Here is a 24,247-nt window from a genome sequence, read left to right as displayed (position 1 = left end):
CATGAGCGATTTCAAGCTGGACTGTGTCTTATTCGATCTAGACGGTACCTTAGTCGATACCGCGCCGGATTTAATTGCCTGTCTGAATCAAGCCTTAGCTATCAAGGGTTATGCCAACGTCAACGAAGCCGAACTCAAACCGCTAATTTCACTAGGCGCGGCGGCCATGATCAAGCGCGCAGTATCGTGCGCCGATGAAACGCATCAAAATCAAGTGTTGGATTTGATGTTGGAGTGTTACCAGAATAACATCGCCGTGCATAGCTGCGTCTTCTCCGGCATCAGCGAAACCTTGGAAATCATCGAGTCCGCGGGTTTGAAATGGGGCGTGGTCACCAATAAACGCGAACGTTTTACCTTACCGCTGATGGATGCATTGAACCTTAGTCAAAGGGCCGCTTGCGTGATCAGCGGCGATACAACGGCCAACAGCAAGCCCCACCCCGAACCGATGTTGGCTGCGTGCGAACAAGCGAAAGTGAAACCCGAAAACTGCGTTTATATCGGGGACGCCGCGCATGATATTAGCGCCGGCAAAAAGGCCAACATGAAAACCTTGGCTGCCGTTTACGGTTATCTAAAAGAAGGAGATAAACCCGAAGAATGGGGCGCGGACGCATTGGTCGAAAATCCGAAACAAATACAGCAATGGATACAAACCTCGCTATGGCATTAAGCAATCAAGTCATACTCATTACCGGCGCCGGCGGAGGGCTGGGCGGCACGGCGGCGTTGGCTTTAGCCAAGCAAGGTGCCGAACTGATTTTGTTGGATAAAAGCATTCCGAAACTGGAAAAAATTTACGATGGGATAGTTCGAAACGGCGGCACCGAACCCGCCATGTATCCTTTCGATCTAGCCGGCGCCACCGAGGCGCAATATCAGGAAATGGCCGATGCCATCGAGCAACGTTATGGATCTTTGCAGGGTCTGTTGCATTCCGCAGCGGAGTTCAGCGCGTTTACGCCGATTGCAATCCACAAAACCCATGATTGGGGCCATACCTTAAACGTTAACTTGAACGCGGCGTTTCTGCTCAGCCGCGTATTGCTGCCTTTAATGCAGAAAAGTGAACACGCCTCTATCGTGTTTACCTCGGATTCCACGGCAAGACAAGCCAAGGCTTACAGCGGCGCTTATGGCGTTTCGAAAATCGCCTTGGAAGGCTTCGCCAAAATACTGGCCGAGGAATTAGAAGCCGGACAAAAAATCCGGGTAAATACGCTGATTCCCGGCCCGGTCGAATCACCGTTACGCAAAAAAGCCTATCCAGCTGAAGACAAAACCAAACTTGCTCCAATGGCTAGCCTTGATGCGCTTTACTGTTATTTGTTCGACGCTGCCAGCAATGGCATTACCGGTCAAATTTTTGACGCACAGACTTTTGAGAATTAACTAACGCTATGGCAGAAAGAGAAGTTGTCACTTTAACCCGCGACGTCAATATCGTCACCATCCCGGACGGCCATCACGGCACGCTGAAAAAAGGCCAGAAAGTGACGGTACACCAGTCGTTGGGTAGCAATTACACGGTAGTCACCGATTACGGCCACATGGTACGCATTGCCGGCAACGATGCAGACGCCCTAGGCAAAGAAACGCACGAATTGCATACTTTAGTTTCAGAAACCGATACCGAAGCCGTCGAAAAAAATTGTTGGGAAGTCATGAAAACGGTCTATGACCCTGAAATTCCGGTCAATATCGTCGACCTCGGCCTGGTTTACAACTGCGAAGTGACTCGCAACGACAAAGGCGGCAACGACGTACACATCCGGATGACCCTGACCGCTCCGGGCTGCGGCATGGGGCCCGTCATCCAAAGCGACGTGGAAAAATGCATCCGCGCCTTGCCAGGGGTCGATTCCGTCATTGTTGAAATCGTACTTGATCCGCCTTGGTCTCGAGAAATGATGTCGGAAGTGGCTCAGGTGCAGTTAGGCTTGTTTTAAAGAGCTATTGAAAAGTGGCAAAAAATTGCCACTTTTTCAACATAAATTTAATAACCATATGATATAAATACACTTTTATAGTTTGGCACACCAATCGCTTCTTCTTGAAAAACGATTAATTCAAGACTTGAGAGGGTGTCATGACAGAAATAGCAGCCGAACTTGCTGTCGTCAGCAATAAAAGCTTTCAAGCCAGTACTGCCGTCAATCTTCAACACTACGACATCAGCAGTGCCCTGCAAACCACACTGGACTTCGCCGAGCTGATATCGATTTTCTGCAATAAAATTCAAGCCACCGTTCCGCATAACAGCGTCGAATACACCAACAGCGAATTTCGCCTGGGATATAAGCGCGGCGTTACCGCTCGCCATTCGTGTAGCTATGCGCTTCGGGTCGAAGAACAGCAGCTTGGCGAGCTTAAGTTGACTCGTAGCCAACGTTTCAGCAAAGTTGAACTGGACATGTTAGAAAGCTTGCTTTGCTGTCTAATTTATCCTCTACGCAACGCCACGCTGTTTCAGCAAGCCTTGCAACAAGCCTATACCGATCCGTTAACTCAAACTCACAATCGGGCGGCTTTTAACGACATGCTGGCGCGTGAAATAAAACGCGCAAACCGCTGCAATCAACCTTTGTCTATCATTTTTGTCGACATTGATCACTTCAAATTGATTAACGACGAGCATGGACATCATTGCGGCGATTTAGCCCTTGCATCTGTGGCCGGCAAAATAAAAGACAGCGTGCGAGCGAGCGATTTCGTTTTTCGCTACGGAGGCGAGGAGTTTGTCGTTTTATTAACCGACACCAACCAAGACGACGCCGCAATTATCGCGGAGCGGATTCGTACAAGTGTCGAATCTCATACCTTAGCTTACGGTATGGCAGTGCTGAATATCACGGTTAGCCTTGGCGTCAGCGCCCTAAAAAGTGGAGACGACATGCCGGCCTTGTTAAAACGCGCGGACGACGCCATGTATAAAGCCAAACAAGCGGGACGAAATCGAGTTTGTTTGGGTTGACGGCTATCAATTTTCGAATACATCGACACCGTTAGGCGGCGAAAAGTTAAATAGCGCATCGTTTAAAACCGGATTGAGCTTAATATTGGAAAAATAAATACGGGTCAATTGGCCGAAATTATCGCTTAATTCCATCCCGCCTAACTGGCCGTGGCTTATGCCAATCAAAATATATTTAAACCCGCTTTCTTCATTCTTGGGCGATAGGCGCACCCAATTCAAGTCGTCTTCATTACCCTGCTCTTCCAAATTAAATTTTTCGTCGATATCGACCTCGCCCGTAAGCAATAACGCAGGAGTAGAACCTAAGGAATCATCTAATCGTTTAACGGTAACTTGCTCCAGGTCGGCGTCATAAAACCAAACTTTCCCGCCGCTTGAAACAATTTCTTGAGTATACGGCTTCAGATAATTCCAGCGAAACTTACCCGGCCTGCTCAAATAAAATTGCCCCGTACTGGTCTGTGATACTTGTCCGGCCTTGTTAAAAGTGACTTGCTTAAAGTCGGCCGATAATGAAGCACTTGTTTTCAGAAACGCTTTGAGCTGGTCGATGGCCGAATCTTCCGCCCATGCGTTAAAAACAACCAGCAATAGAATACAGATACCTAGGAATTTCTTCATTGTAATTAAAAAGGATTTAAGTGTTCAAACCAGGACTCGGCCGCATCTGACTCCGACGAACCGCATTCAGCGTATTCCATCGGTTCAGAACCTTCCACGAACGGTAATAGCGTTGCGTTCGGACAATTCTCGGCCGTCAGCCCGCCCGTATTGGAATCTATCCATTTCATACCGACATTATCCGGCACCACTAATTGCACCGGCCTGACAGTAATTTGCCGCATCAGTTCCGCCCAGATTTGCAAAGCGCCGCTACTTCCGGTCAGGCCGGTCGATTTATTGTCGTCCCGTCCGACCCAAACCACCGATAGATAATCGCCGCTAAACCCGGCAAACCAACTATCGCGCATTTCGTTGGTGGTACCGGTCTTGCCGACCAAATTCATCTGCGGCGGCATATAGCTATAGGCCGAGCGTCCGGTACCGATACGCATCACGTCTTGCAAAATCGTATTGGTAATATAGGTTGCCGCCGGATCGACGACTTGTCGCACCGTCAGGGGATAACTCTGCAACGCTTTACCGTCCGCGGCGTTCACGGCACGTATCGAGCGTAACGGCGTCGCAAAACCGTCTCCCGCCAATGTTTGATATACCTGGGTGACTTCCAACGGGGTTAACGCCGCCGCGCCTAACAGCATGGAAGGATATTGTTCGATTTTTCGATTAACCCCCATGTGCTTCAGATTGTTTGCTATTCGAGCCAAACCGATATCCATACCTATTCTGACCGTCGCCATGTTGTAGGAATTGGTCAGGGCGGTATGCAATGGTATGACGCCGTGTTCATGGTGGTCGTAATTATCCGGCGACCAGAATTTACCCTTCTCGGCCGGGATCGCCAGCCGCGTATCGCTTACCGGTGTAATGATGGTGTAACGGTCGGGATATTCCAAAGCCGTCAGGTAAACCACCGGCTTGATCAACGAGCCTATCGGTCTAACCGCATCCAAGGCCCGGTTGAACCCCGTATCGGACGCGTCACGCGATCCGGCCATAGCGACGATTTCACCGCTATCGCGACGGGTAACAATCGCAGCGCTCTCCAGGTCGTTACTCTTAGGACGCTTTTCCAATTTTACCAGCTTATCGGCCATCGAGCGTTCCAAGGTGTCCTGGACTCGCGTATCCAATGTCGTTACGATACGCAAGCCTTCCGACGTCAGATCTTCTTCCTTGTATTCTTGTTTCAATTGGCGCTTAACCAAATCGATGAAAGCGGGATAACGGTTCGCCGAGCGATGAGTCACCGCCGCCACGGACAAAGCTTGCTTCTTAGCCTCGCCGGCTTGATCGGCACTGATGTAGCCTTCCGCCAGCATGGCATCCAAAACCAAATTGCGGCGCTCCAGCGTACGTTCCGGATGGCGGCGCGGGTCATACTCGGATGGCCCCCGGACTAAAGCCACCAGCGTCTCCACTTGCGGCAAATTGAGCGTTTTTATCGATTGACCGAAATAAAATTCGCTTGCGGAGCCAAAACCGTGTACCGCGCTCGCACCGTCTTGCCCCAGAAAAATTTCATTCAGATAAGCTTCGAGTATTTCGTCTTTGCTGTAACGATATTCCAAGATAAATGACATCAGCATTTCCTTGAGCTTCCGCCTCAAGGTCCGCTTCGGATGCAGAAAAAAGTTTTTAACCAACTGCTGCGTGATCGTACTCCCGCCTTGAACCATGCCCCCCGCTTTGATATTGGACCACATCGCCCGGGCAATGCCTTTCGGCGATATTCCGAAATGGTGGTAGAAATCCCTGTCCTCGGTCGAAAGTAAACCCTGAATCAAAGTTGGCGGAGCATCCTCCAGTTTGATTAGGATTCTATCCTCCTTAAGCCTGGGATAGAAACTTCCTATTTGCACGGGTTCCATGCGCAGAATGGCAATATCACTGCCCGTCTTGGAATCAATAATGCTGGAAATCGTGCCGCCAACGAAATGAATATCGACCTTACGACTTTCCTCTTCGTTATCGCCGAAATTAAATGCTCGTGTTTTCAGGCTAATCTGACCTGCCTTGGCAAAATAAGCGCCCTCGCCCGCTAACTTGTCATCCTGCCGATAGTGCAATTGGACTAGCAGGTTCTCCAAGTTTTTTGCGCTGTAATCCAAGCCGGTGTAAAGCTCGGTAGGGCTGGCATATACCCTGGCCGGAATAGACCAGCGCTTCCCTTCAAATTGTTCTCGAACGCCGTGGTCTAGAAAACCGACATAAACGAACAACACGAATCCGCCGGCTAGCAGCAACGAGACTAAAGCCGTTAGCCACCATGACGAATGGACTTTACTTTTTCTGCGTCGCGATGAAGTTTTTGATCGAGTTCGTGGTTTAGGTCTAGGTCGTCTTGCCATTCAAATATGAGCTTAAAGCTAGTTAAAGATACATAAACAATTGTATCCAATCAGGATCCATTATCCGTCAAACCATTATCGAGTGCGATGAAGTGATTTTAAAAACTCACCGACTTAGCATTTTACCGGACGAATTCCACGGAAAATTGACACGGATATTTTGCCATACTATACAATGAGAACTGAATGGGACGTACGCGTTCATCATCATTCGTTGATCGGAGCGATTTGCCAGCGCGGCGTCAACCATAGATAGCAACCCTTAAATTTTAATTAACTTATCATAGTGAATATTGTGACCGGTAAAGACCACCGACAACATCCACGACTGCAGCATCGAGCTAAAATTAGGGCGAATATTGAGGGCTTTTCCAATGACTTTGTTCTCGAAATGCATGATTTTTCCGAAGGCGGCCTTTTTTTGCTTTGGCCTGATATGCCTAATTTAGAAATAGGAACCCTGATGCAAGTGCAAACCACGGAATTTGAGAACGCACCGATACAAACCGCCAAAATCGTTCGTGTCCAAACGGGGGTTGGTGTTGCGGCCGAGTTTATCAAACCCGACTAAGGATATCGTCCAAAATAACTTCCCGATATGGCAATAGTCGCTGGGGACGTACCGAGTGAGGATGTCGGCAGCAAGGACGCTGCCGTCAAGCTCCCATGGAAGGGTTCACGGCGTTCCTCATTCGGTATGCCCCGGGTTCGCACCGGCAAAACGGGAAGTTGTTTTTGGCCAAATCCTAAGCACGAATATTGACGCGCGAGCCTGTCCGAATGAAATCGGGCGTATCCCGCAATAAATCCACTCTGGCTTTATTCGCCATCGCCGCCGCTCGGTTCGCCACATTATAATCTTGCGCCGACGGCTGCACCGGCGCCAACGCGGCGCGGCGTATCATTTCAGCTTTTCGTAACGTGGCCGCCGGATCATTCGCCACCGCCGACGTATCTATGCTGACTTCGCCGCCCACCGCATAACGTTGCCGGTCAGGACCGGTAGCAAACTGAAAACTCGCCCCGCTGACCGCGAGTCCGCCCGCCGCGCTCAAATGGGCTTGTTCGTGGTTCCTAACCTCCCTATCTCTATCCTTAAGGATTTGCAGTTGGCGCTGTTGGTCTTGATTTATTTCGCTTATATTATCGACCGGCGCGATCGGTTTCGGCGCGTTTTCTTGTGCAACACTGGCTTTGGGCCGATAGCGAGCGGAGAAACCGGCACTGGTATAAGGCGAGCCGGATACCTGCATGGCGCAACCTCGATTTTTTATCACGGACGGTTGCAAATAGTACGCCGAATCAGTAATTTGTACAAATTAGATCCTACTTTAGAGGCAATCCGATGTCCGGCAAACGGCGCATGGAAATCAGTCAGTCGGCCATAACCGGCATTATCCCGGAGAGCAAACCGGTTCAAGCTCCGACGCGAATTCACCAGAAACCCTTCAAAATCCACAGCCGCTATCAGCCTGCGGGCGATCAACCCGCAGCGATCGGCCGGCTGGTGGAAGGCATCAACGATGGCGAAGTACATCAAACGCTGCTTGGCGTGACCGGATCGGGCAAGACTTTCACGATCGCCAACGTCATCGAGCGCACCCAAAGGCCGGCCATGATATTGGCGCCCAACAAGACGCTAGCGGCCCAACTATACGGCGAGATGAAGGAGTTCTTTCCGGAAAACAGCGTCGAGTATTTCGTGTCCTATTACGATTACTACCAGCCCGAAGCCTACATCCCGGCCTCGGATACCTTCATCGACAAGGACGCCTCGTTGAACGAACACATCGAGCAGATGCGGCTGTCGGCCACCAAGGCCCTGCTGGAGCGGCGCGATACCGTCGTCGTCGCCACCGTTTCGGCGATCTACGGCTTGGGCGAACCGGAATCCTATTTCCAAATGGTAATGCATTTGGTGCGCGGCGACATCATCAAGCAGCGCGACATCCTGCGCCGTCTGGCCGAAATGCAATACACCCGCAACGACACCGAACTGCGCCGCGCGACCTACCGGGTGCGCGGCGACGTCATCGACGTGTTTCCGGCCGAGTCGGAAGAGCAGGCCTTGCGCATCGAACTGTTCGACGACGAAATCGAGCGCCTGTCGATGTTCGACCCCTTGACCGGCGAAGTCACGCAACGATTGGCGCGTTTCACGATTTACCCGAAAAGCCATTACGTGACGCCGCGCGAACAATTATTGATCGCCGTCGAGAAAATCAAGCTGGAACTGGCCGAACGCCTGGAGCACTTACGCGATAACCACAAACTGGTCGAAGCCCAGCGTCTGGAGCAGCGCACGCTGTTCGATATCGAAATGATACTGGAAGTCGGCTATTGCTCCGGCATCGAAAACTACTCCCGCCATTTGTCCAGCCGCGGCGAAGGCGAGTCACCGCCGACCATGTTCGACTATCTGCCCAAGGATGCCATAGTCGTGATAGACGAAAGCCACGTCACGGTACCGCAGATCGGCGCGATGTACAAAGGCGACCGATCGCGCAAGGAAACCCTGGTCGAATACGGCTTCCGTCTACCGTCGGCCTTGGAAAACCGTCCGCTCCGCTTTGAGGAATTCGAGCAAGCCTGCGGCCAGCGCATTTACGTATCGGCCACGCCCGGTCCTTACGAAAAAGAGCATTCCGGCGCCGTGATCGAACAAGTGGCTCGGCCGACCGGCCTGGTCGACCCGGCGGTGGAAGTTCGTCCTGCCACGACGCAGGTGGATGATTTGCTGTCGGAAATCAACAAGCGCGTCGCCATGCAGGAACGGGTCTTGGTCACGACCCTGACCAAACGCATGTCGGAAGATTTGACCGATTATTTGATGGATCACAATATCAAGGTGCGTTACCTGCATTCCGACATCGAAACCGTGGAACGGGTGGAAATCATCCGCGACCTGCGCTTGGGCGTGTTCGATGTACTGGTCGGCATCAACCTATTGCGCGAGGGCTTGGACATACCGGAGGTCTCGTTGGTGGCGATTCTGGACGCCGACAAGGAAGGTTTCTTGCGTTCGCTGACTTCTTTGATCCAAACCATAGGCCGCGCGGCCCGCAACGTCAACGGCAAGGTGATTTTGTACGGCGACAAGATCACCCGATCGATGCAACAGGCCATGGACGAAACCGAACGCCGCCGCAACAAGCAGATCGAATTCAACAAAGTGCACCGCATCACGCCCAGAACCGTGTACAAATCCGTCACCGACATCATGGAACTGTCCATCCCCGGCGCCGGCGCTTCGATCGCAAACGTAAAGGCCAAAGTGGCCGAACCCGCAGCCGAATACAAAGCCATGACGCCGAAGCAGGCCTCCAAGCTGTTAAAGCAACTGGAAGAAAAAATGTACCACCATGCCAGAAATCTGGAATTCGAGGATGCCGCGCGGGTCAGGGATCAAATCAAATTGCTGCAGGCGGAAATGGTGGTATAAGCTACGCCGTCCGATCAGATCAGGAGGAAATCACGATGTCAACAGCCTGGGCCGGCGGTGCCGACGCGATCGCCGAACGCATGGAAAAAATGACCGAATTGTTCGTCGCCGAAACCCGCAAAGCCATGTATCAAGGCGAGTCGGCCACCGAATGCGAGGAATGCGGCGAGCCGATTCCCGAAGCGCGCAGAAAAGCCGTCGCCTGCAAATATTGCCTGCCTTGCCAAACCAAGCTGGAAAAAACCCGGTAATTCGGCGCGATGACTTTTATATCCACCGCCAGACACTGTCCGGCCATGCTGATCGGCGCGCCGGCATCGGGCCAAGGCAAAACCACCGTAACCGCCGCTCTGGCTTACTATCACCGCGGACTAGGCCGGAAAGTGCGCGTGTTCAAAGCCGGCCCGGACTTCATCGATCCGCAGATATTGGCACAAGCATCGGGCAATCCGGTTTATCAACTGGATTTATGGATGATGGGGGAAACGCATTGCCGCGACTTGCTGTATCGCGCCGGCGCCGATGCCGATTTGATCTTGATAGAAGGTGTGATGGGTTTATACGACGGCGACAGCAGTAGCGCCGATTTGGCGCAAACGCTGGATCTGCCGGTCGCCATCGTCATCGATGCGCAAGGCATGGCGCAGACTTTCGCCGCCGTGGCCTTCGGCTTGGCCAATTACCGGCCCGGCTTGCGATCGGCGGGCGTCATCGCCAACAAAGTGGCCGGGCCCGGGCATGCCAGGTGGCTGCAAGAGGCTTTACCCGAAACCTTGCCGCTGTTGGCTGCTATGGCCGACGACCCGGCGGCAAGCCTGCCGTCCAGGCATTTGGGCCTGTGGCAAGCCGGCGAAATCGCCGGCCTGGAGCAACGCCTGCAACGCGCCGCCGAATTGTTAACGGAATTCGCTCCGTGCCGTTTGCCTGTGCCGGTCCCATTCCATTCCGATGAAACAACTCAAACACCGCGACTGTTGACCGGCAAGCGCATCGCGGTGGCCCGCGACGCCGCGTTTTCGTTCCTCTATCAAGCTAATCTCGACTGTCTGGAAGCCATGGGCGCGGAACTGCGGTTTTTTTCGCCGCTGGCCGACACCGCCCTACCCGACGCAGACGGCGTCTATTTGCCCGGCGGCTATCCCGAATTGCATCTACAAGAACTCGCGGCTAACGACGCGATGAAAACAGCCTTGCGCAACCATCATCGAGCCGGCAAAGCCATTTACGCCGAATGCGGCGGTTTCCTGTATCTGTTGAAAAGCTTGAGCGACAAGGAAGGCCGCGAAGCGGAGATGGTCGGCTTGTTGCCGGGCCATGCCCGCATGCAAGACCGGCTGGTCAACCTGGGTATGCATGCATTGCGGCTCGAGCACGGCGAACTTCGCGGCCACAGTTTTCATCATTCGCAATTGGAAACCGATATGCAGGCTTTCGCGCACTCAGTGCCGCAGCGCCAGCGTAGCAAGGCCGAAGGCTTTTATCGCAAGGACTCTTTGCAAGCCTCTTATCTGCATCTGTACTTCCCGTTCAACCCGGAGCAAGCAGCGGCGCTTTTCCGGTGAATATTCGAAAAACGGATCTATGTTCAGAACCGCACTATCCGGCTTAACCAAACGTATCCATGCTGGCAATACTGCCCCTTTTACACCTCAGATTTTATTATGAGCAACCATTCTCCATCAGGCCGATTACATTCTATCGACATCCTGCGCGGCCTGGTCATGGTGCTGATGACGCTGGACCACACCCGCGATTTTTTCAGCGATGCGCATTTCAGCCCCACCGATCTCGACAAAACCAATATCGCCTTATTTCTGACCCGTTGGATCACTCACTATTGCGCGCCGGTGTTCGTGTTTCTAGCCGGTGCCAGCGCTTTCCTTTGGGCTTCGCGACGGGGGCCGGACGCACCGATCAGCCGCTTCCTGTTGGACCGGGGGTTGTTTTTATTGTTGTTGACCTGCACTGTCGAGGCCTGGTCGTGGAACTTTTACAACGATTTCCGCGAAATCGACGGCGGCGTGCTGTGGGCCATCGCCTGGTCCATGATCGTATTGGCCGCTCTGGTCAATTTACCGCTGGCTTGGATCGTTTCGTTTGGGCTATTGATGATAGGCTCGCATAACGCCTTCGACGCCGTGCAACCGGCAGAACTGGGTTGGTTCGGCCCCTGGTGGTCCGTACTGCATACGGGCGGCGACGTGCCTTTATTCGACGGCTGGATGATAAACCCCTATTACCCTTTGATCCCGTGGATAGGCGTGATGGCCGTGGGCTACGGTTTCGGCAAATGGATCAGCCTAAGCCAATGGCGCACCCGAAAACGCCTTTTTCTGTTGGGTTTTTCGCTGACCGCCATGTTCATCGCCCTACGCTACAGCAATATCTATGGCGACCCCGACCCCTGGCAAGCCTATCCCGATCCCGTCTTCACGGTATTATCCTTCCTAAATTGCCATAAATATCCGCCTTCATTGTTGTATCTGTTGATGACCTTGGGGCCTGCCGTCGTGGTCTTGGCCTTGCTGGAAAACGCATCGCCCAGGCGATTCGGTGTCTTACAGCTTTTCGGCCGATGCCCGCTGTTTTTCTATCTGCTGCATTTATATTTGATTCACGGGTCGGCCGTGGCGCTGGCGTATTTTACCGACGGGCCGGTGTCGGCGATTGCCGGCGGCGGCATCTGGTCGCCGACATTACCCAAGGATTACGGCTACAGCTTGCCGGTCGTTTATCTGATATGGCTCGTCATGTTGTCTATTATGTACATGCTCTGCCACGGTTTCGAAGCCGCCAAACGGCATAAACCGCATTGGAAGTGGCTGAACTATCTGTAAGAAGCGGGACGCAGCCTGAATGCTTGGCTTATCGATGAATTTAAACGCAATCACTACCGGCAATATTGACGATAGCGGCCGGATTCCGGCCGCGGAGGGATATGCCGCCGATGCGGGCCAGAAAGGTAGCGGGGTCGAGACCGAATAGTCTCGGCATGACCCTATTCCGCCGTACCCGATTCGTCGCTGCCCTTGATTCGTCTGGCTTCGCGCGCCAGTTGAGCGTATTGGGTGCGTAATATTTCCAGCTCTTCTTCTTCCAGTTCCTCCAGGTCCAATAGCGCATTGTTCGCGCCTTCCACCGCGCGAATCAGCTCGTCCAACTTGACTTGCAGCGCGTCGGTATCGCGATTCTGGGTGTGCTGGATCAAAAACACCATCAGAAAGGTGATAATCGTGGTTGCGGTATTGATCACCAATTGCCAGGTATCGCTGAATCCGAAGATAGGGCCACTAATCAACCAGACAAAGACCAATGCGATGGCGATATTGAAGGCGAGCGGCCGGCCGCTGATCTTGGCGCCGAAACGAGCGAAACGATCGAACTTGGCGTTCCAATATTTCTTATTGCGCCATTGTTCTTCTACCCATGCCTTGGCTTTACCGGCCAATTCGATCAAGTTTTTTTCGTTCACCATCACGTTCCTCCTCTCTTTTTAGTTGTTTTAGTATCGTTGGATTATGATTTAACTGCATCTCAAATAAAAGACGGTGGACAGCACTCGGCTTAATCGGTCCGCCGGGGAAGTCATAACATAAAACAGCTTGACGGGGTCGGCTACAAAATCCTTTTAACCGCCGAACTCAACAACGCTGCCAGCCTGATACACGATGTCCTATGCGCTATGCTGTCGGTACTCCAGATCTCTTTTATTCCGGCCGACCGAATCTTCGCCTCGGCATCCTCGTAAAATAAGGGATGTGTAACCGCGGCGTAGAGCGCGCCGGCGCCCGCTTCGGCCAACAAAGCCGCGCTCCGTGCCATGGTTCTACCCGTGCTGGCCATATCGTCGACAATGACGACTGCCTGTCCGGCAAAATCCAAGTCCGGCAATGTAATCTCCACCTGCCGGTCGCCGTGCCTGATTTTGCTGGCCACCCCGTACTCGAAACCGATTGATCGGGCGATTCCGGAAACCCATTGTTCGGATTCCTGGTCCGGTCCCAGTAAAATCGCCCGCGTCAGGCGCTGTTTCAAAAAATCGCCGATCACACGGCCGGCCGAAACGCTGATCGCATTGGCGATCGGAATCGCCTGATCCAAGCGCGAAATGCGGTGCAAATGCGGATCGACGGTGATGACGTCGTCGAACAGTTCCGCCAGCATGCGGCCGACGATACGTTGACTGACCGCCTCGCCGGGACGGTTGGCGATGTCTTGACGCATATAACATAAATAGGGCGCCACCAATGTAATGCGTTTTGCGCCTAGCTCTCTAGCCGTACGCGAAAACAACAGCAGCTCGATCAATTTATCGTTCGGTTGATTCAGGCTGCGACACAGCACCACATGCTCCGGCAAGCCGGGCGGTAACCGAATCAGGCTTTCGCTGTCGGGAAAACGGTGCAGTTCGACAATATCGAAGGGAACGCCCAGTTCCGCGGCCAAACGTTCGCCCTGAGGTCGGTAATCCGGAAACGTGAGAACGCGCATCGTTAATGGAAAGGTACCAAGGGTTTCAGCACATGCTCTTCTTTGCCGATCGTATAAGCGGAGCTTAGCGTAGCGAGCTTTTTCGCGAAATTAAAATCCGCCGGAAATTCCGCGTGGATGCGGTAAATCGGTTCGCCTTCCGCAACGTTTTCGCCCAATTTTTTCAATAATTCGACCCCCGCCTTCTTTTCTATCGGCGCACCGGCAATGCGGGCGATTTTCGCCATCTGGAAATTGTCGATATTGATGATGATGCCGGTTTGCTCGGCCAGTACCTCATGGCAGAGGCTGCCCGGCGTCAAATCGATCGCTTTGGCGCCCTGCGCCTGAATGATGTCGTTCATTTTTGCGATCGCGCGTCCCGAATCCAGGATGTCTCTTGCGATCGCGTAGCCCTGGCCGCCCCTGACATCGGGATCGAACTCGATGATGCGTCCGGCCAATTGCAGCGACTTCTGTCTCAAATCGAACGGCGCGTCGGGGTGATTCTCCAGCACTTGCATGATATCGCGCGCCTCCAGCACCGGACCTATTCCGCGGCCGATAGGCTGGCGACCGTCGGTAATCATCACTTCCAAATGGATGTTCAGGCGGTCTCCGACGAATTCGAACAATTTGCGTAAAGCCAAGGCTTGCCGCATATATCTGACTTTGGCAGTCGGTCCGACCGGAATATCGACCAGTAAGTGCGTGGAGCCGGCCGCCAGCTTCTTGGACAAAATCGACGCGACCATCTGACCTTGCGAATCGATACCGAGCGGACGCTCGACCGAAATCAATAAGTCGTCGACCGGCGCTAACTTCGCGGTGCCGCCCCAAGCCAAGCAGCCGCGGTATTGCCGGACTATTTCATGTAATTTGTCGGGCGGCAGATTGACCTCGGCCAACACTTCCATGGTATCGGCGGTACCTGCCGGCGAAGTGATCGCCCGACTGGACGTTTTAGGGATCAACATGCCGTGCGCGGCGACGATCGGCACGACCAGCATCGAGGTGCGGTTGCCGGGTATCCCGCCGATGCAATGCTTATCCACGACCTGCGGTTCGTGCCAATTCATGCGCTCCCCGGAATTCAACATCGCGCGGGTCAGATACAGCAATTCGTCCCGGTCAAGATTGTTCTGACCGGTAGCCACCAAGAAAGCCGCCATCTCCATTTTCGAATAGCGCGTATCGGCAATGTCCTTGGCGATACTGTCGAAGTCATCCTGGTTCAAACGTTCGCCGTTGATCTTGCGCCGCACGGCATCCATGGATTCGGGGTTTTCGGCATGATCGACCGTTACCAGCGCATGCTCGGCGATATTGAGCTGCTCGAAAGCCTGCTCGGAAAGGCCCAATTCGCCGGGCTGAACGATGGAATAGTCGTCGACCACATTCAGCACCGCCAACAACCGGGTACCGTTGGCACAGACTTCGATTTTCGATAACGCCTGAAAACCTTCGGCCCGGTATATCGCGCATTCCCGGTTCAAATAGGCCACGTTTTCGTGGTAGGTATCGATGCCGATACGGCGGATTTGCAGCGTGTCGTTGCTCATGAATGCTCAAGACCGAAGAAAACTGGCTTGATCATCTTGCTTGCCGCCGTAATTGTCAACCCGAGACAGCGTAATTGGGCCGACACCGGCCGTTCAAAAGCCCGGCAGGCTCATTTGTTTCGGGCCCAAGTCCGGAATTTGGCCGAAACGCTCAAGTTCCATGTTTAGCCAATGCGCCAGCACCTCGATTAGGTAATCCTGTTCGTCCGCCGTCAGTTCCCGCCCCGGCGCTATGCCGTGCCATTGCTGCAAACATCCCCGGCAACAACAGGCCGTGGCATGTTGTCCGACGAATACCGGATGACCCCTGAAAGGGGTTTGTTTGCCATCGTTAGCGATCACCGCCGGCGCTAAACGCTTGCCAATAAAATCACGCGCATGACTCAGTACCAACGGCATGCCTTTATCATACAAATATTGCAAATCCTTGCCTTTCAGATGCTGCTTGCTGCGAAAATCGGAATGCGATAACGCAACAAACAGTTCATCAAGTTCTCTCATCACCAGCCATTCCGGTATCGCTCGGTAACACTGAAACTAATCACCGAAAACATCCTTGAACAACTGCCGCATGGCGGCCCATGACTGCTTGTCCGCCTCTGCGTCATAAGCCACCGCCAAGTCGTTGGCTTTGCCCAATCGGTCCGCGTCGGGATTGGTGAAACCGTGTATGACGCCGGGGTAATTGACGAATTGGTAGTCGGCGGCGGCATCGCCCATTTCCTTCTTAAACGCCGCGATGCTTTCAGGCGTGACGAACCGGTCTTCGGCACCGTTCAACACCAGGATTTTGGCTTTAACCTTGCCCTTTTCGGCCGGCGTGTCTGTTTCCAAATTGCCGTGAAAACTGACCACGGCATTGAGATCGACGCCCAAGCGCGCCATGTTGAGCACGGTAGCGCCGCCAAAACAATAACCGATCGCCGCGACCTTATCTTTAGCGACAGTCGGCCGGCTTATGAGGAATGCTTTAGCCGCCACGAATCGCTGCCGGGCAAGACCCTGTTGTTCATTGACGCTTTTGACGAACGCCTTGGCGTCCTTGGCATGCTCGCTGTGCTTGCCGCCGCCGTACATGTCGACCGCCAGCGCGGTATAACCCAGCTCCGCCAACATGCGCGCCCGCATCCGCGCGTAGTCGTTCAAACCCCACCATTCGTGCACCACCAAAACACCGGGCTGTTTCTCCCCCTTGGCATCGTCCCAAACCAAATAACCCTTCATGACGGTATCGCCGGCGCGGTACTCGACGTTTTCTTCGCGCAAGGCGGCCTGGGTTTGGACGCTGACAAACAAGAGGCAAACGAATATGGCAACTCTCATGCTGTTCTCCCAAATAGAATTAAACTGACGTGATACTACAGCGTTTCGCCGACCGGCAGACCCGAATAAAACGATACGCCATTGTCGAAAATCGAGTCCCCAGCGTCAGCCCGCGTAGAGCCTATTAGCGATAGCGTCATACGGCGAGTGATAAAAGCCAGCAGCGGCGCAATACGGCTACGCCTCGACACCCTACGATTGCACCTTACGGCCTTATTAAACGTCAGCTAAAGAAGCATAACGTTACGGTAAGGGGCGCGCCGCTCACTGAGCTAAAATGAAGCCGCCGAATCTTGATAAAAAACAGAACTTGAAAACCGCTAACGAGCGGCGCGTCCCTTTGACCGACTTGTTAGACCAAGCAATAGCTACCGAAGCCAAACTGCCACCACCTTTAAAGCTATGATGGATTGGCATGTTTATTTGAATAGCGTAGCCTTGAGTTGCTGGGCTTCCTTACCTGCTCTCTTTTCCTCAAGCTCTTGCTTGATGGGCGTGAGCACTTCGTCCGGGAATACAGCGATGGGCATATTCACGCTATCAAACCACGCTTTAATGAACTTATCTTTGTCAGGTGCGAAGTAAGGAGCAAATGCACCGATTTTGTCATTGGCCGCCTCAGCGGAAAGTACCGCGATCGCTGTGTTCCGAGATACATTTTTCAACTCTGACTCGAGTTGAAGAACTCGATAACCAAGAATTATGATGAGTACGAATATTACAAATTTCATGATGTTTCGCTACGTTAAATTAGTATGGACGGATCTCGTGGTTTGGATATTTGACTGATGAGGGCGACATAGCCGATGCGTTTTGAGAAGGCTTACGTAACAGTGAGGGGCTGCACACTTTTGCGCAGTTCCTATCAACTGCCGGGTTGGGCGATACTTTACCAGCCATAGTGAAGAGTCTATTCACGAGGAAGAAGGCCCTTTGCATTCCTTTCAGGCACGGGGAGACCTTTTTCTCTGAGATGAGCGAGAAGGATATTTTCGTAGTGCTGTGCCCACCCATCATGGTTACTCTCCCAGCATTTATCACAGACTGAGAGACCGCCATATAGATTGAGTCCGTGACCTTCGTATCTGTGTGGGCCATGCTGATAAGAGCCTCCACAGACATGGCAATTGAACATGAATTTTTCCTTGGTCATTCTATTACTCCGCGACATATCCGGATATCTACCGGGAAAATCTATTCTATTCCAATAGCCTTATAATTTAAAAAGCCTTTTTATTTCCGTATATCATCCTAATTCGCCCGATCAAACCACCCATACCCCGAACGTTTTGATTTGCCTTGGTACATAGTGAAAAGGTTCAGGACGGGCTTGCAAACCCCGTCCGGCTCAAAATCAGCCGCAATCCCGAACCGGCGCGCCGGCAAAGCAAACCGTAAAGTGTCAGAACAATATTCAGGGTCAGAGTAACATTTATTTCCCTTGCTACAGTTTCCCCGGCCGCCCCGGTATTCTGGCGTTCATTCGTCTATTGATTAATACTTCAATTTGCGAGGCAAATCGTCCGCCGCCACATGACTATTACATATAAAATTTACTCTGACCCCAAATATTCGTAGCGACGAAAGGAGCGTAGCGTTTGACGGTCAAGTTGACCCGTTGGTTATGGTTTTATACCATTAAATACCCATATTTGATATTTGAGGCACCCTGACATGGCCAAAAACACCAGTATGACCCTTGGTGACCACTTTGATGGTTTTATAGCCCAACAAATCGCAGAGGGGCGCTATGCCTCTGCCAGCGAAGTGGTACGTGCGGGCCTTAGAATGCTTGAAGACAACGAACACAAGATCGCCGCACTCCGACGCTTGCTTGAAGAGGGCGAAAACAGTGGCACGGCTGAGTACAGCTATGAAGGCCTCATGAACGAACTGGATGATGAGCTTGGTTAATGGGTACATTTCAGCTTACCAACCAAGCCAAATCTGACCTAAAGTCCATTGCTGCATGCACCCAAAGGAAATGGGGCAAAGAACAACGACGAATTTACTTGAAACAATTTGACGATGCTTTTCATTTGCTTGCTGATACTCCGGATATTGGCATTGCTTGCGACTACATAAAAATAGGCTACCGAAAATTTCCCGTTACCAGCCACATCGTTTTTTACCGAACGCTGTCGGAAAGCAAAATTGAAATTGTTCGGGTTCTTCACAAAAGAATGGATGCAAAACCTCACCTAAATGCGCCATAAGGTAATTATAAAGTTTCCGGGCATCTACCGGGAAAATCCATTCTATTCCAATAGTCTTCCGTATATCATCCCGATTCGCCCGCTCAAAGTCAGCCGCGATCCGAACCAGCGCGCCGGCAAAGCAAACCGTAAACCGTCAGAACCAGGGCTAACACGATCGTAAGGCTGCAAACCAGCAGCAAACCGGAAACAACGGCGCTATCGGTGCCGTGCGGCGGCGGAAACCGTTGATTGATGGTCGGCATCAATTCCGAAGATGAGCCAAGGAACGCGGCCGCCAAGCCAGCCGCGCCGTTCGTCCACGTGCCGATTTGCAAGGAGACAAACCAGACCTTTAATGTAGTGGCCGCCAAGCGCAATTCATGGACCAACAAACCTAAGACCACCATCAGCACGCCGTTGGCGGTAAACTCGATATGGGCCATCATAATACCGCGAAACCAGGCGACCGCCGGCGGCGGAATAAAACCGACCAGACAACCGAATAGAATCTGCAACACGCCTAAAGCCAATGTTGCGCGGCGTAACCTTGAGCTTAAATTTTCGGATTCGGTTTGCATCCGCCCCCCCTTGCTTACAAAGTTTATCGGCCAACGTGCGCTTGCAAAGCTAATCCCGGATTGCAGTTCGTTTCATCCAGGCTACTTGCTGTTTCTCCCCCTTAGCATCATCCCAAGCCAAATAACCCTTCATGGCGATATTGCCGGCGCGAAATTCGACGTTTTCTTCGCGCAAGGCAGCCTAGGCGGAAAAATTGATGAACAACAGAGGAAACACAAACCAACTCTGATATTGATCTCCTAGGGATTAAGGAAACTTAATCCGGCCGCCGGAATTCGATGTTATCGAAATCGACAACAGCCTCGCTATCCTCGGTACTTTCGATGGTTAGAATCACATTACCGTTATAGTTGGTTGAATCTTCAAAATAGCCAACTTCAATATCATTTATAAACAAATGCAATTCGGGACCTTGTGCTATAACGCCGATGCGGTTATATAAGCCGGGCTTGACCGATTTGACAAAAGTCCACGGAATTAAGGTTTTCCACTGATTTTCCTGCCTGGAATATAGCGAAAAAAATTGCGTGTCCGTGATTTTATAATAATAGTAATTATCCTGGGTACGCCTGAACAAAAAACCCATGCCTATATTATTTCTAGGGCCATTAACCAATTTGACATCAACTGCGAAAAAAAAGTCGCTGGCAGGATCGAAAACCGGGGCGTCCCATGTCATCCAACTTTTTTTAAAATTTGCCTGCCAACGATAACGGCCGCTGTTTATTTCCCGAAATACCGTAGAGTTGTCGTCTTCATATTTGCCGACAACCCAGCCGTTGTTATTATCGACAAAAGTCTCCACGCCGATAGGAGACCAGGCTTTGGCCTGACTTAGTAAATTGCGTTTTTTATCGTTATCCTCAATACGGGCATTCTCTTTGGAATTATTTTGCTTTTCGGTTTCGGATAACCATGGCTTGGTTAACTCGGCCGGAAAATTTAAGCTGACTCCGATTAACAATAAACAAAATCCGATAATGCCGGCAAGCTTTTGCCGTTCTAGCGGAACCCTAATCTTGCCGGCAATATCGCCGGAAACCGACAAAATCAGAAAAAAAATGCCGGCGAATATTAAAATCGTTGGCAATGGCGTTTTTTGCAATGCGGATATTATCTCTATCATTTAACAAGTTACCGATAAGTCATTTTAATATCTGTTGACCAACTAGGCCTTAGCAATGAATCGCCAAGCATTCTTTGTTTTCTCTCACGCAACGCCAAGTCGAGGCGGATACAATACATGAGACTTTTGTTAGGTTCTTATATTTAAATAATGCGTTTTTTTAAAAAAATCAAAAATAAATTATTGGCAGTGTTTGGTTAAATATCAGCGCATACCCCTAAACTGCAAACGTCTATTGTTTTATCTACGCCTCGGCGCCTTGGCCAGTTTAGCGCGATGACGTATTGCCGACAAGGTTGCGATCGGTAGGCCGAATTGCCGATTTAAATCATTATCTAAAATACGCTATTCGTGCGATCTTAGGACACAATAGACTATTCGGCCCGTTTGCCATAGGGTCTAAAGCATAGGTTTGTTTTATGATTTGATCGCTTCCTCCTCAAACCGTCCATACCGCAGTAAAATCGCAGGCAATAGCAGCAGATTTAATACGGTGGACGAAACCAAGCCACCGATGATGATGGCGGCCATCGGCCCCATGATTTCCCTGCCGGGGTTGTCGCTGTCGAAGGCGATGGGTAGCATTGCCAGCGCGGTGACCAAGGCGGTCATCAGGATGGGCGGCAAGCGTTCCTGGGCGCCGCGTAATGCAGTGGCGGCGGACCAGACCTGGCCTTCATGCTCGATTAAATGCCGATAATGCGAAATCAGCATGATGCAGTTACGCACAGTGATGCCGAACAAGGTCACGAATCCGACGAACGAGCCGACCGACAATGAGGCATCGGTAACGACTACCGCGGCCACGCCGCCCAATAGCGCAAACGGGAGGTTTAGCAATGTTAAACCGACGTGCCGCACGCTACCCAGTGCGATGTAAATAAAGATCAACACACCGACTCCGGCCAGTAATGAATGCATGATCAACGCCTTGCGGGCTGCCGATTGCTCCATCGCCGCACCGATGAATTCCGGGTAGCTGGCGCTGCTCCATTCGATTTCCTTGAACATCCGGCTTTTTAGTTCCTGCATGAATTCATCCATATCGCGGTCGTCAACGTTACAAGTCACGGTTTGCGCTCGCAATGCGCCTTGATGCAGTATGTTGTATCGGCCTTCGGTGTGGCGAATGTCGGCCACTTCCCCCAATAATACCCGCTCGCCGTCGGCGTTTTTCAGCGCCAATTGTTGCAAGGACTCGGCGCGCGAACGCAGCTCGTGGGGCAAGGTCACCGTCACGTTAAAGACGCGATTCCCTAAGATATTCTTGCCGACAATGGTGCCCTCGTAGGCCGTTTGCAGCACCGACATCAGCTGTTCCGGGCTAATGCCGCGAAACTTGAGCTGCTCTAAATTTAAATGGACTTCTATCATCGAAGTAGCCGGCGGCGAACGCATTTGTACATCTTCGGCACCGTCCAAAGTTTCCATTAATTTGGCGACGGCTTGCGCTTTGGCATCCAAGATAGCCAAATCGTTACCATAAACGTTCACAACCACCGCGGCAGTGTAGCCGGAGATGGTTTCGTCGACCCGCTCGGTCAAAAAGGTATTGGCCTCGTAGTTGATGCCGGGGAAGGCCTCCAAAATCTCGCGCAAGCTATCCAGCACCCGCTGCTGCTCGGCACCGGACAAAGGTTTCAAGCGTACTTCGTATTCGCTGTAATGACTGCCGTAGGTATCGGCGCCGCGCTCGGCCCGTCCGGCCCATTGCGACACCGACTCCACGCCGGGGACTTCCATGAACCGCTCGGTCAGCAAACTGCCGACCCGAATCGACTCCTGCAACGAGGTGCCGGGCACGCTAGCGGTATGCACGATGAAATGCCCTTCCCTCAATTCCGGCAGAAATTTGTGATCCAAACGCAAAAAAGCCGCGATACCCAGCACACAGGCGATTACACAAGCCATGGCAACCAAACGAAAATGCCGCATGACCCAAGATAAAAATGTTGCGTAGCGCGGCTTTAACCATCGGATCAAAGGCGGATCGGCTCCTTCCGATACACGGCCGTGCAGCAGCAGGCGGCATAAGGCGGGGGTCAGCGTCAGCGCCACCAGCAATGACATCAATATCGCCAAGATATAGGAATAGCCCAGAGGCGAAAACAAGCGCCCGGCCACGCCACCCAAGGTCAATAGCGGCACGAACACCAAAGCCACGATGAAACTGGCATAGACCACCGAGCCGCGCACCTCCAGCGAGGCTTGCTGAATCACCGTCGCGACCGAATCCGGGCGGGTTTTCAGCCGGTTTTCCCGTAATCGCCGGAAGATATTTTCGGTATCGATGATGGCATCATCGACTACCTCGCCCAATGCGATGGCCAAGCCTCCGAGCACCATGATATTTAGATTAACGCCCATTTCCAGCAATACGATGACCGCCGACACCAGCGACAACGGTATCGCCAGCGCGGCGATAAAAGCGCTCCGGAAGTTGAACAAGAACAAATACAATACCGCAACCACGAACAAGCCGCCGATCAACAAATGCCCGGCCAAATTTTGCACCGAGGTTTCGATATAATCGGCCGGTCTAAACAAATGGGGATAAAACATAATGCCCTGTTGTTGGAATACCGGTTCAAAACCGGCCAATACATTTTCGACCTGACGCGATACCGACCAGGTGTTGGCGCCATATTGGCCGATCACCATCATGACGATGCCGGGCTTGCCCATAATTTGCGCGGCGCTGATTGGCGGTTCGGTGCCATAGCGGACCTCGGCTACATCGGCCAAGGTGATGGTTGCGCCATTCTGACGCTTAATGACCAAGGATTTGAATTGTTCGGGATTCGCCGGCTGACCGCTAACCTGTAAGGTAAAACGCTGGTTGTTGTTTTCTATGAAACCGGCGCCTTTGATCACGGCTGCGCTCGCAGCGGCTTGCACTACATCGTCTATGGCCAAATTGAAACGCCGCAAGGCATCCGGTTTGACCTGCACTTGCAGTTGCTGAACATCGCCACCAAACACATTGATGTCAGCTACGCCGGGCGTGGCTAATAGACGCGGCGCTAGCGTCCAATCCACAAAGCTGCGCAGTTCCATCGGCGAAAGACTGTCGGAGTTGAGTCCTATGGTCAAAACAGTGGCGGACGAAGACGACAGCGGCACGGCTACCGGTATACCGATACCCGGCGGTAATTTTTGCCCGACGCTGGCTAATCGTTCACTAACCAATTGTCTATTACGGTAAATATCGCTGTCGTCGGTGAAGGTCGCCGTCACGATAGACAAACCTTGAATCGATTCGGAATGTAAGGCCGCTAAACCGATCAAAGGGCGAATCGCCGTTTCGATTGGCTGAGTCACCAGGGTTTCCACCTGCTCGGCTGCCAACCCGGGCGCTTCCGTTTGGATAATGACCCTTTTGGGTGCAAATTCCGGAAAAATATCCAGGCCAGCGCTGATAAAACGATAGCTACCGTAAACCAGTAGCAACAAGGCTAAAGTAACAATAATGCCCGAATGGCGAATCGAAAAACGGATTAAGGTGGCAAGCATGGAATTTAAAGAAACGATAAACTAGTCTTATAGCGTCTGCAGAAATGTCTTGATCTCACAGATCAAGACATTTCTAGATCGG

The 24,247-nt window shown here is 52.2% G+C and carries 23 protein-coding genes; 11 read left to right on the top strand and 12 right to left on the bottom strand.

The annotated features are described in order from the left end of the window. Nucleotide 1 precedes the first annotated feature (1 nt). The 4 genes from ACW73I_RS18640 (at nucleotide 2) to ACW73I_RS18625 (ending at nucleotide 2,977) form a co-directional block, all read left to right on the top strand. On the top strand, nucleotides 2–676 hold the full coding sequence (locus tag ACW73I_RS18640) for an HAD family hydrolase (RefSeq protein ID WP_458030942.1): 675 nt from the start codon (nucleotides 2–4) through the stop codon (nucleotides 674–676). After that, nucleotides 667–1,395, top strand: coding sequence for an SDR family NAD(P)-dependent oxidoreductase (locus ACW73I_RS18635; RefSeq protein ID WP_458030941.1), 729 nt, complete (start codon nucleotides 667–669; stop codon nucleotides 1,393–1,395). Before ACW73I_RS18640 ends, ACW73I_RS18635 begins: the two co-directional genes overlap by 10 nt. 8 nt (nucleotides 1,396–1,403) lie before the next feature. Beyond that, nucleotides 1,404–1,952 carry a putative Fe-S cluster assembly protein SufT gene (sufT, locus tag ACW73I_RS18630; protein ID WP_458030940.1) on the top strand — a complete coding sequence of 183 codons (549 nt, stop codon included), beginning with the start codon at nucleotides 1,404–1,406 and terminating at the stop codon, nucleotides 1,950–1,952. A gap of 140 nt (nucleotides 1,953–2,092) precedes the next feature. Continuing rightward, entirely contained in the window at nucleotides 2,093–2,977 is an 885-nt protein-coding gene (locus ACW73I_RS18625; RefSeq protein WP_458030939.1) for a GGDEF domain-containing protein, read from the top strand. Between the two features lie 6 nt (nucleotides 2,978–2,983). Here ACW73I_RS18625 and lolA read toward each other — a convergent pair whose 3' ends face one another. Then, on the bottom strand, nucleotides 2,984–3,601 hold the full coding sequence (gene lolA, locus ACW73I_RS18620) for an outer membrane lipoprotein chaperone LolA (RefSeq protein WP_458030938.1): 618 nt from the start codon (nucleotides 3,599–3,601) through the stop codon (nucleotides 2,984–2,986). A 5-nt stretch (nucleotides 3,602–3,606) separates the two neighbouring features. Further along, entirely contained in the window at nucleotides 3,607–5,952 is a 2,346-nt protein-coding gene (gene mrcB / locus ACW73I_RS18615) for a penicillin-binding protein 1B (protein ID WP_458030937.1), read from the bottom strand. Between the two features lie 295 nt (nucleotides 5,953–6,247). Between mrcB and ACW73I_RS18610 the strand changes: the two genes are divergently transcribed. Then, the gene (locus ACW73I_RS18610) at nucleotides 6,248–6,523 is read left to right on the top strand and encodes a PilZ domain-containing protein (RefSeq protein WP_458030936.1); all 276 of its coding nucleotides are present in this window, start codon (nucleotides 6,248–6,250) and stop codon (nucleotides 6,521–6,523) included. A gap of 175 nt (nucleotides 6,524–6,698) precedes the next feature. Here ACW73I_RS18610 and ACW73I_RS18605 read toward each other — a convergent pair whose 3' ends face one another. Beyond that, nucleotides 6,699–7,229, bottom strand: coding sequence for a putative metalloprotease CJM1_0395 family protein (locus tag ACW73I_RS18605; protein WP_458030935.1), 531 nt, complete (start codon nucleotides 7,227–7,229; stop codon nucleotides 6,699–6,701). A gap of 68 nt (nucleotides 7,230–7,297) precedes the next feature. Between ACW73I_RS18605 and uvrB the strand changes: the two genes are divergently transcribed. The 4 genes from uvrB to ACW73I_RS18585 all read left to right on the top strand — a co-directional run bounded on the left by uvrB (nucleotide 7,298) and on the right by ACW73I_RS18585 (nucleotide 12,231). After that, on the top strand, nucleotides 7,298–9,394 hold the full coding sequence (gene uvrB / locus ACW73I_RS18600) for an excinuclease ABC subunit UvrB (RefSeq protein ID WP_458030934.1): 2,097 nt from the start codon (nucleotides 7,298–7,300) through the stop codon (nucleotides 9,392–9,394). A 35-nt stretch (nucleotides 9,395–9,429) separates the two neighbouring features. Then, nucleotides 9,430–9,645: a TraR/DksA C4-type zinc finger protein gene (locus tag ACW73I_RS18595; protein WP_458030933.1), complete on the top strand. Its 216-nt coding sequence runs from the start codon at nucleotides 9,430–9,432 to the stop codon at nucleotides 9,643–9,645. A 9-nt stretch (nucleotides 9,646–9,654) separates the two neighbouring features. Then, the gene (locus ACW73I_RS18590) at nucleotides 9,655–10,956 is read left to right on the top strand and encodes a cobyrinate a,c-diamide synthase (RefSeq protein WP_458030932.1); all 1,302 of its coding nucleotides are present in this window, start codon (nucleotides 9,655–9,657) and stop codon (nucleotides 10,954–10,956) included. Nucleotides 10,957–11,055: 99 nt separating this feature from the next. Continuing rightward, complete coding sequence (locus tag ACW73I_RS18585) at nucleotides 11,056–12,231, top strand: DUF1624 domain-containing protein (RefSeq protein ID WP_458030931.1); 1,176 nt, start codon at nucleotides 11,056–11,058, stop codon at nucleotides 12,229–12,231. 161 nt (nucleotides 12,232–12,392) lie between these two features. On the opposite strand, the gene ACW73I_RS18580 is transcribed toward ACW73I_RS18585, so the two are convergent. The 6 genes from ACW73I_RS18580 to ACW73I_RS18555 all read right to left on the bottom strand — a co-directional run bounded on the left by ACW73I_RS18580 (nucleotide 12,393) and on the right by ACW73I_RS18555 (nucleotide 17,480). Beyond that, entirely contained in the window at nucleotides 12,393–12,869 is a 477-nt protein-coding gene (locus ACW73I_RS18580) for a low affinity iron permease family protein (RefSeq protein ID WP_458030930.1), read from the bottom strand. Between the two features lie 140 nt (nucleotides 12,870–13,009). Beyond that, nucleotides 13,010–13,885, bottom strand: a complete 876-nt coding sequence (locus ACW73I_RS18575) for a ribose-phosphate diphosphokinase (protein WP_458030929.1) — start codon at nucleotides 13,883–13,885, stop codon at nucleotides 13,010–13,012. Between the two features lie 2 nt (nucleotides 13,886–13,887). Next, on the bottom strand, nucleotides 13,888–15,426 hold the full coding sequence (locus ACW73I_RS18570) for a thymidine phosphorylase family protein (RefSeq protein WP_458030928.1): 1,539 nt from the start codon (nucleotides 15,424–15,426) through the stop codon (nucleotides 13,888–13,890). Nucleotides 15,427–15,519: 93 nt separating this feature from the next. Next, entirely contained in the window at nucleotides 15,520–15,927 is a 408-nt protein-coding gene (locus tag ACW73I_RS18565) for a DUF4186 domain-containing protein (protein ID WP_458030927.1), read from the bottom strand. 36 nt (nucleotides 15,928–15,963) lie between these two features. Beyond that, entirely contained in the window at nucleotides 15,964–16,749 is a 786-nt protein-coding gene (locus ACW73I_RS18560; RefSeq protein WP_458030926.1) for a dienelactone hydrolase family protein, read from the bottom strand. Between the two features lie 419 nt (nucleotides 16,750–17,168). Next, a complete protein-coding gene (locus ACW73I_RS18555) occupies nucleotides 17,169–17,480 on the bottom strand; it encodes a hypothetical protein (RefSeq protein ID WP_458030925.1) in 312 nt (103 codons plus the stop codon). Between the two features lie 943 nt (nucleotides 17,481–18,423). Between ACW73I_RS18555 and ACW73I_RS18550 the strand changes: the two genes are divergently transcribed. Both ACW73I_RS18550 and ACW73I_RS18545 read left to right on the top strand, forming a co-directional pair. Then, complete coding sequence (locus ACW73I_RS18550; RefSeq protein ID WP_458030924.1) at nucleotides 18,424–18,663, top strand: type II toxin-antitoxin system ParD family antitoxin; 240 nt, start codon at nucleotides 18,424–18,426, stop codon at nucleotides 18,661–18,663. Then, on the top strand, nucleotides 18,663–18,965 hold the full coding sequence (locus ACW73I_RS18545; protein WP_458030923.1) for a type II toxin-antitoxin system RelE/ParE family toxin: 303 nt from the start codon (nucleotides 18,663–18,665) through the stop codon (nucleotides 18,963–18,965). Before ACW73I_RS18550 ends, ACW73I_RS18545 begins: the two co-directional genes overlap by 1 nt. Nucleotides 18,966–19,054: 89 nt before the next feature. On the opposite strand, the gene ACW73I_RS18540 is transcribed toward ACW73I_RS18545, so the two are convergent. From ACW73I_RS18540 to ACW73I_RS18530, 3 genes are all read right to left on the bottom strand, one after another. Continuing rightward, nucleotides 19,055–19,525: a hypothetical protein gene (locus tag ACW73I_RS18540; RefSeq protein ID WP_458030922.1), complete on the bottom strand. Its 471-nt coding sequence runs from the start codon at nucleotides 19,523–19,525 to the stop codon at nucleotides 19,055–19,057. Between the two features lie 257 nt (nucleotides 19,526–19,782). Then, nucleotides 19,783–20,652, bottom strand: coding sequence for a hypothetical protein (locus ACW73I_RS18535; protein WP_458030921.1), 870 nt, complete (start codon nucleotides 20,650–20,652; stop codon nucleotides 19,783–19,785). A gap of 417 nt (nucleotides 20,653–21,069) precedes the next feature. After that, complete coding sequence (locus tag ACW73I_RS18530) at nucleotides 21,070–24,165, bottom strand: efflux RND transporter permease subunit (RefSeq protein WP_458030920.1); 3,096 nt, start codon at nucleotides 24,163–24,165, stop codon at nucleotides 21,070–21,072. Nucleotides 24,166–24,247: the final 82 nt, after the last annotated feature.

It is taken from the genome of Methylomonas sp. MgM2, from assembly GCF_054172045.1.
The sequence above is the reverse complement of the archived record's forward strand: the minus strand, read 5'-3'. Positions and strand labels throughout refer to the sequence as shown.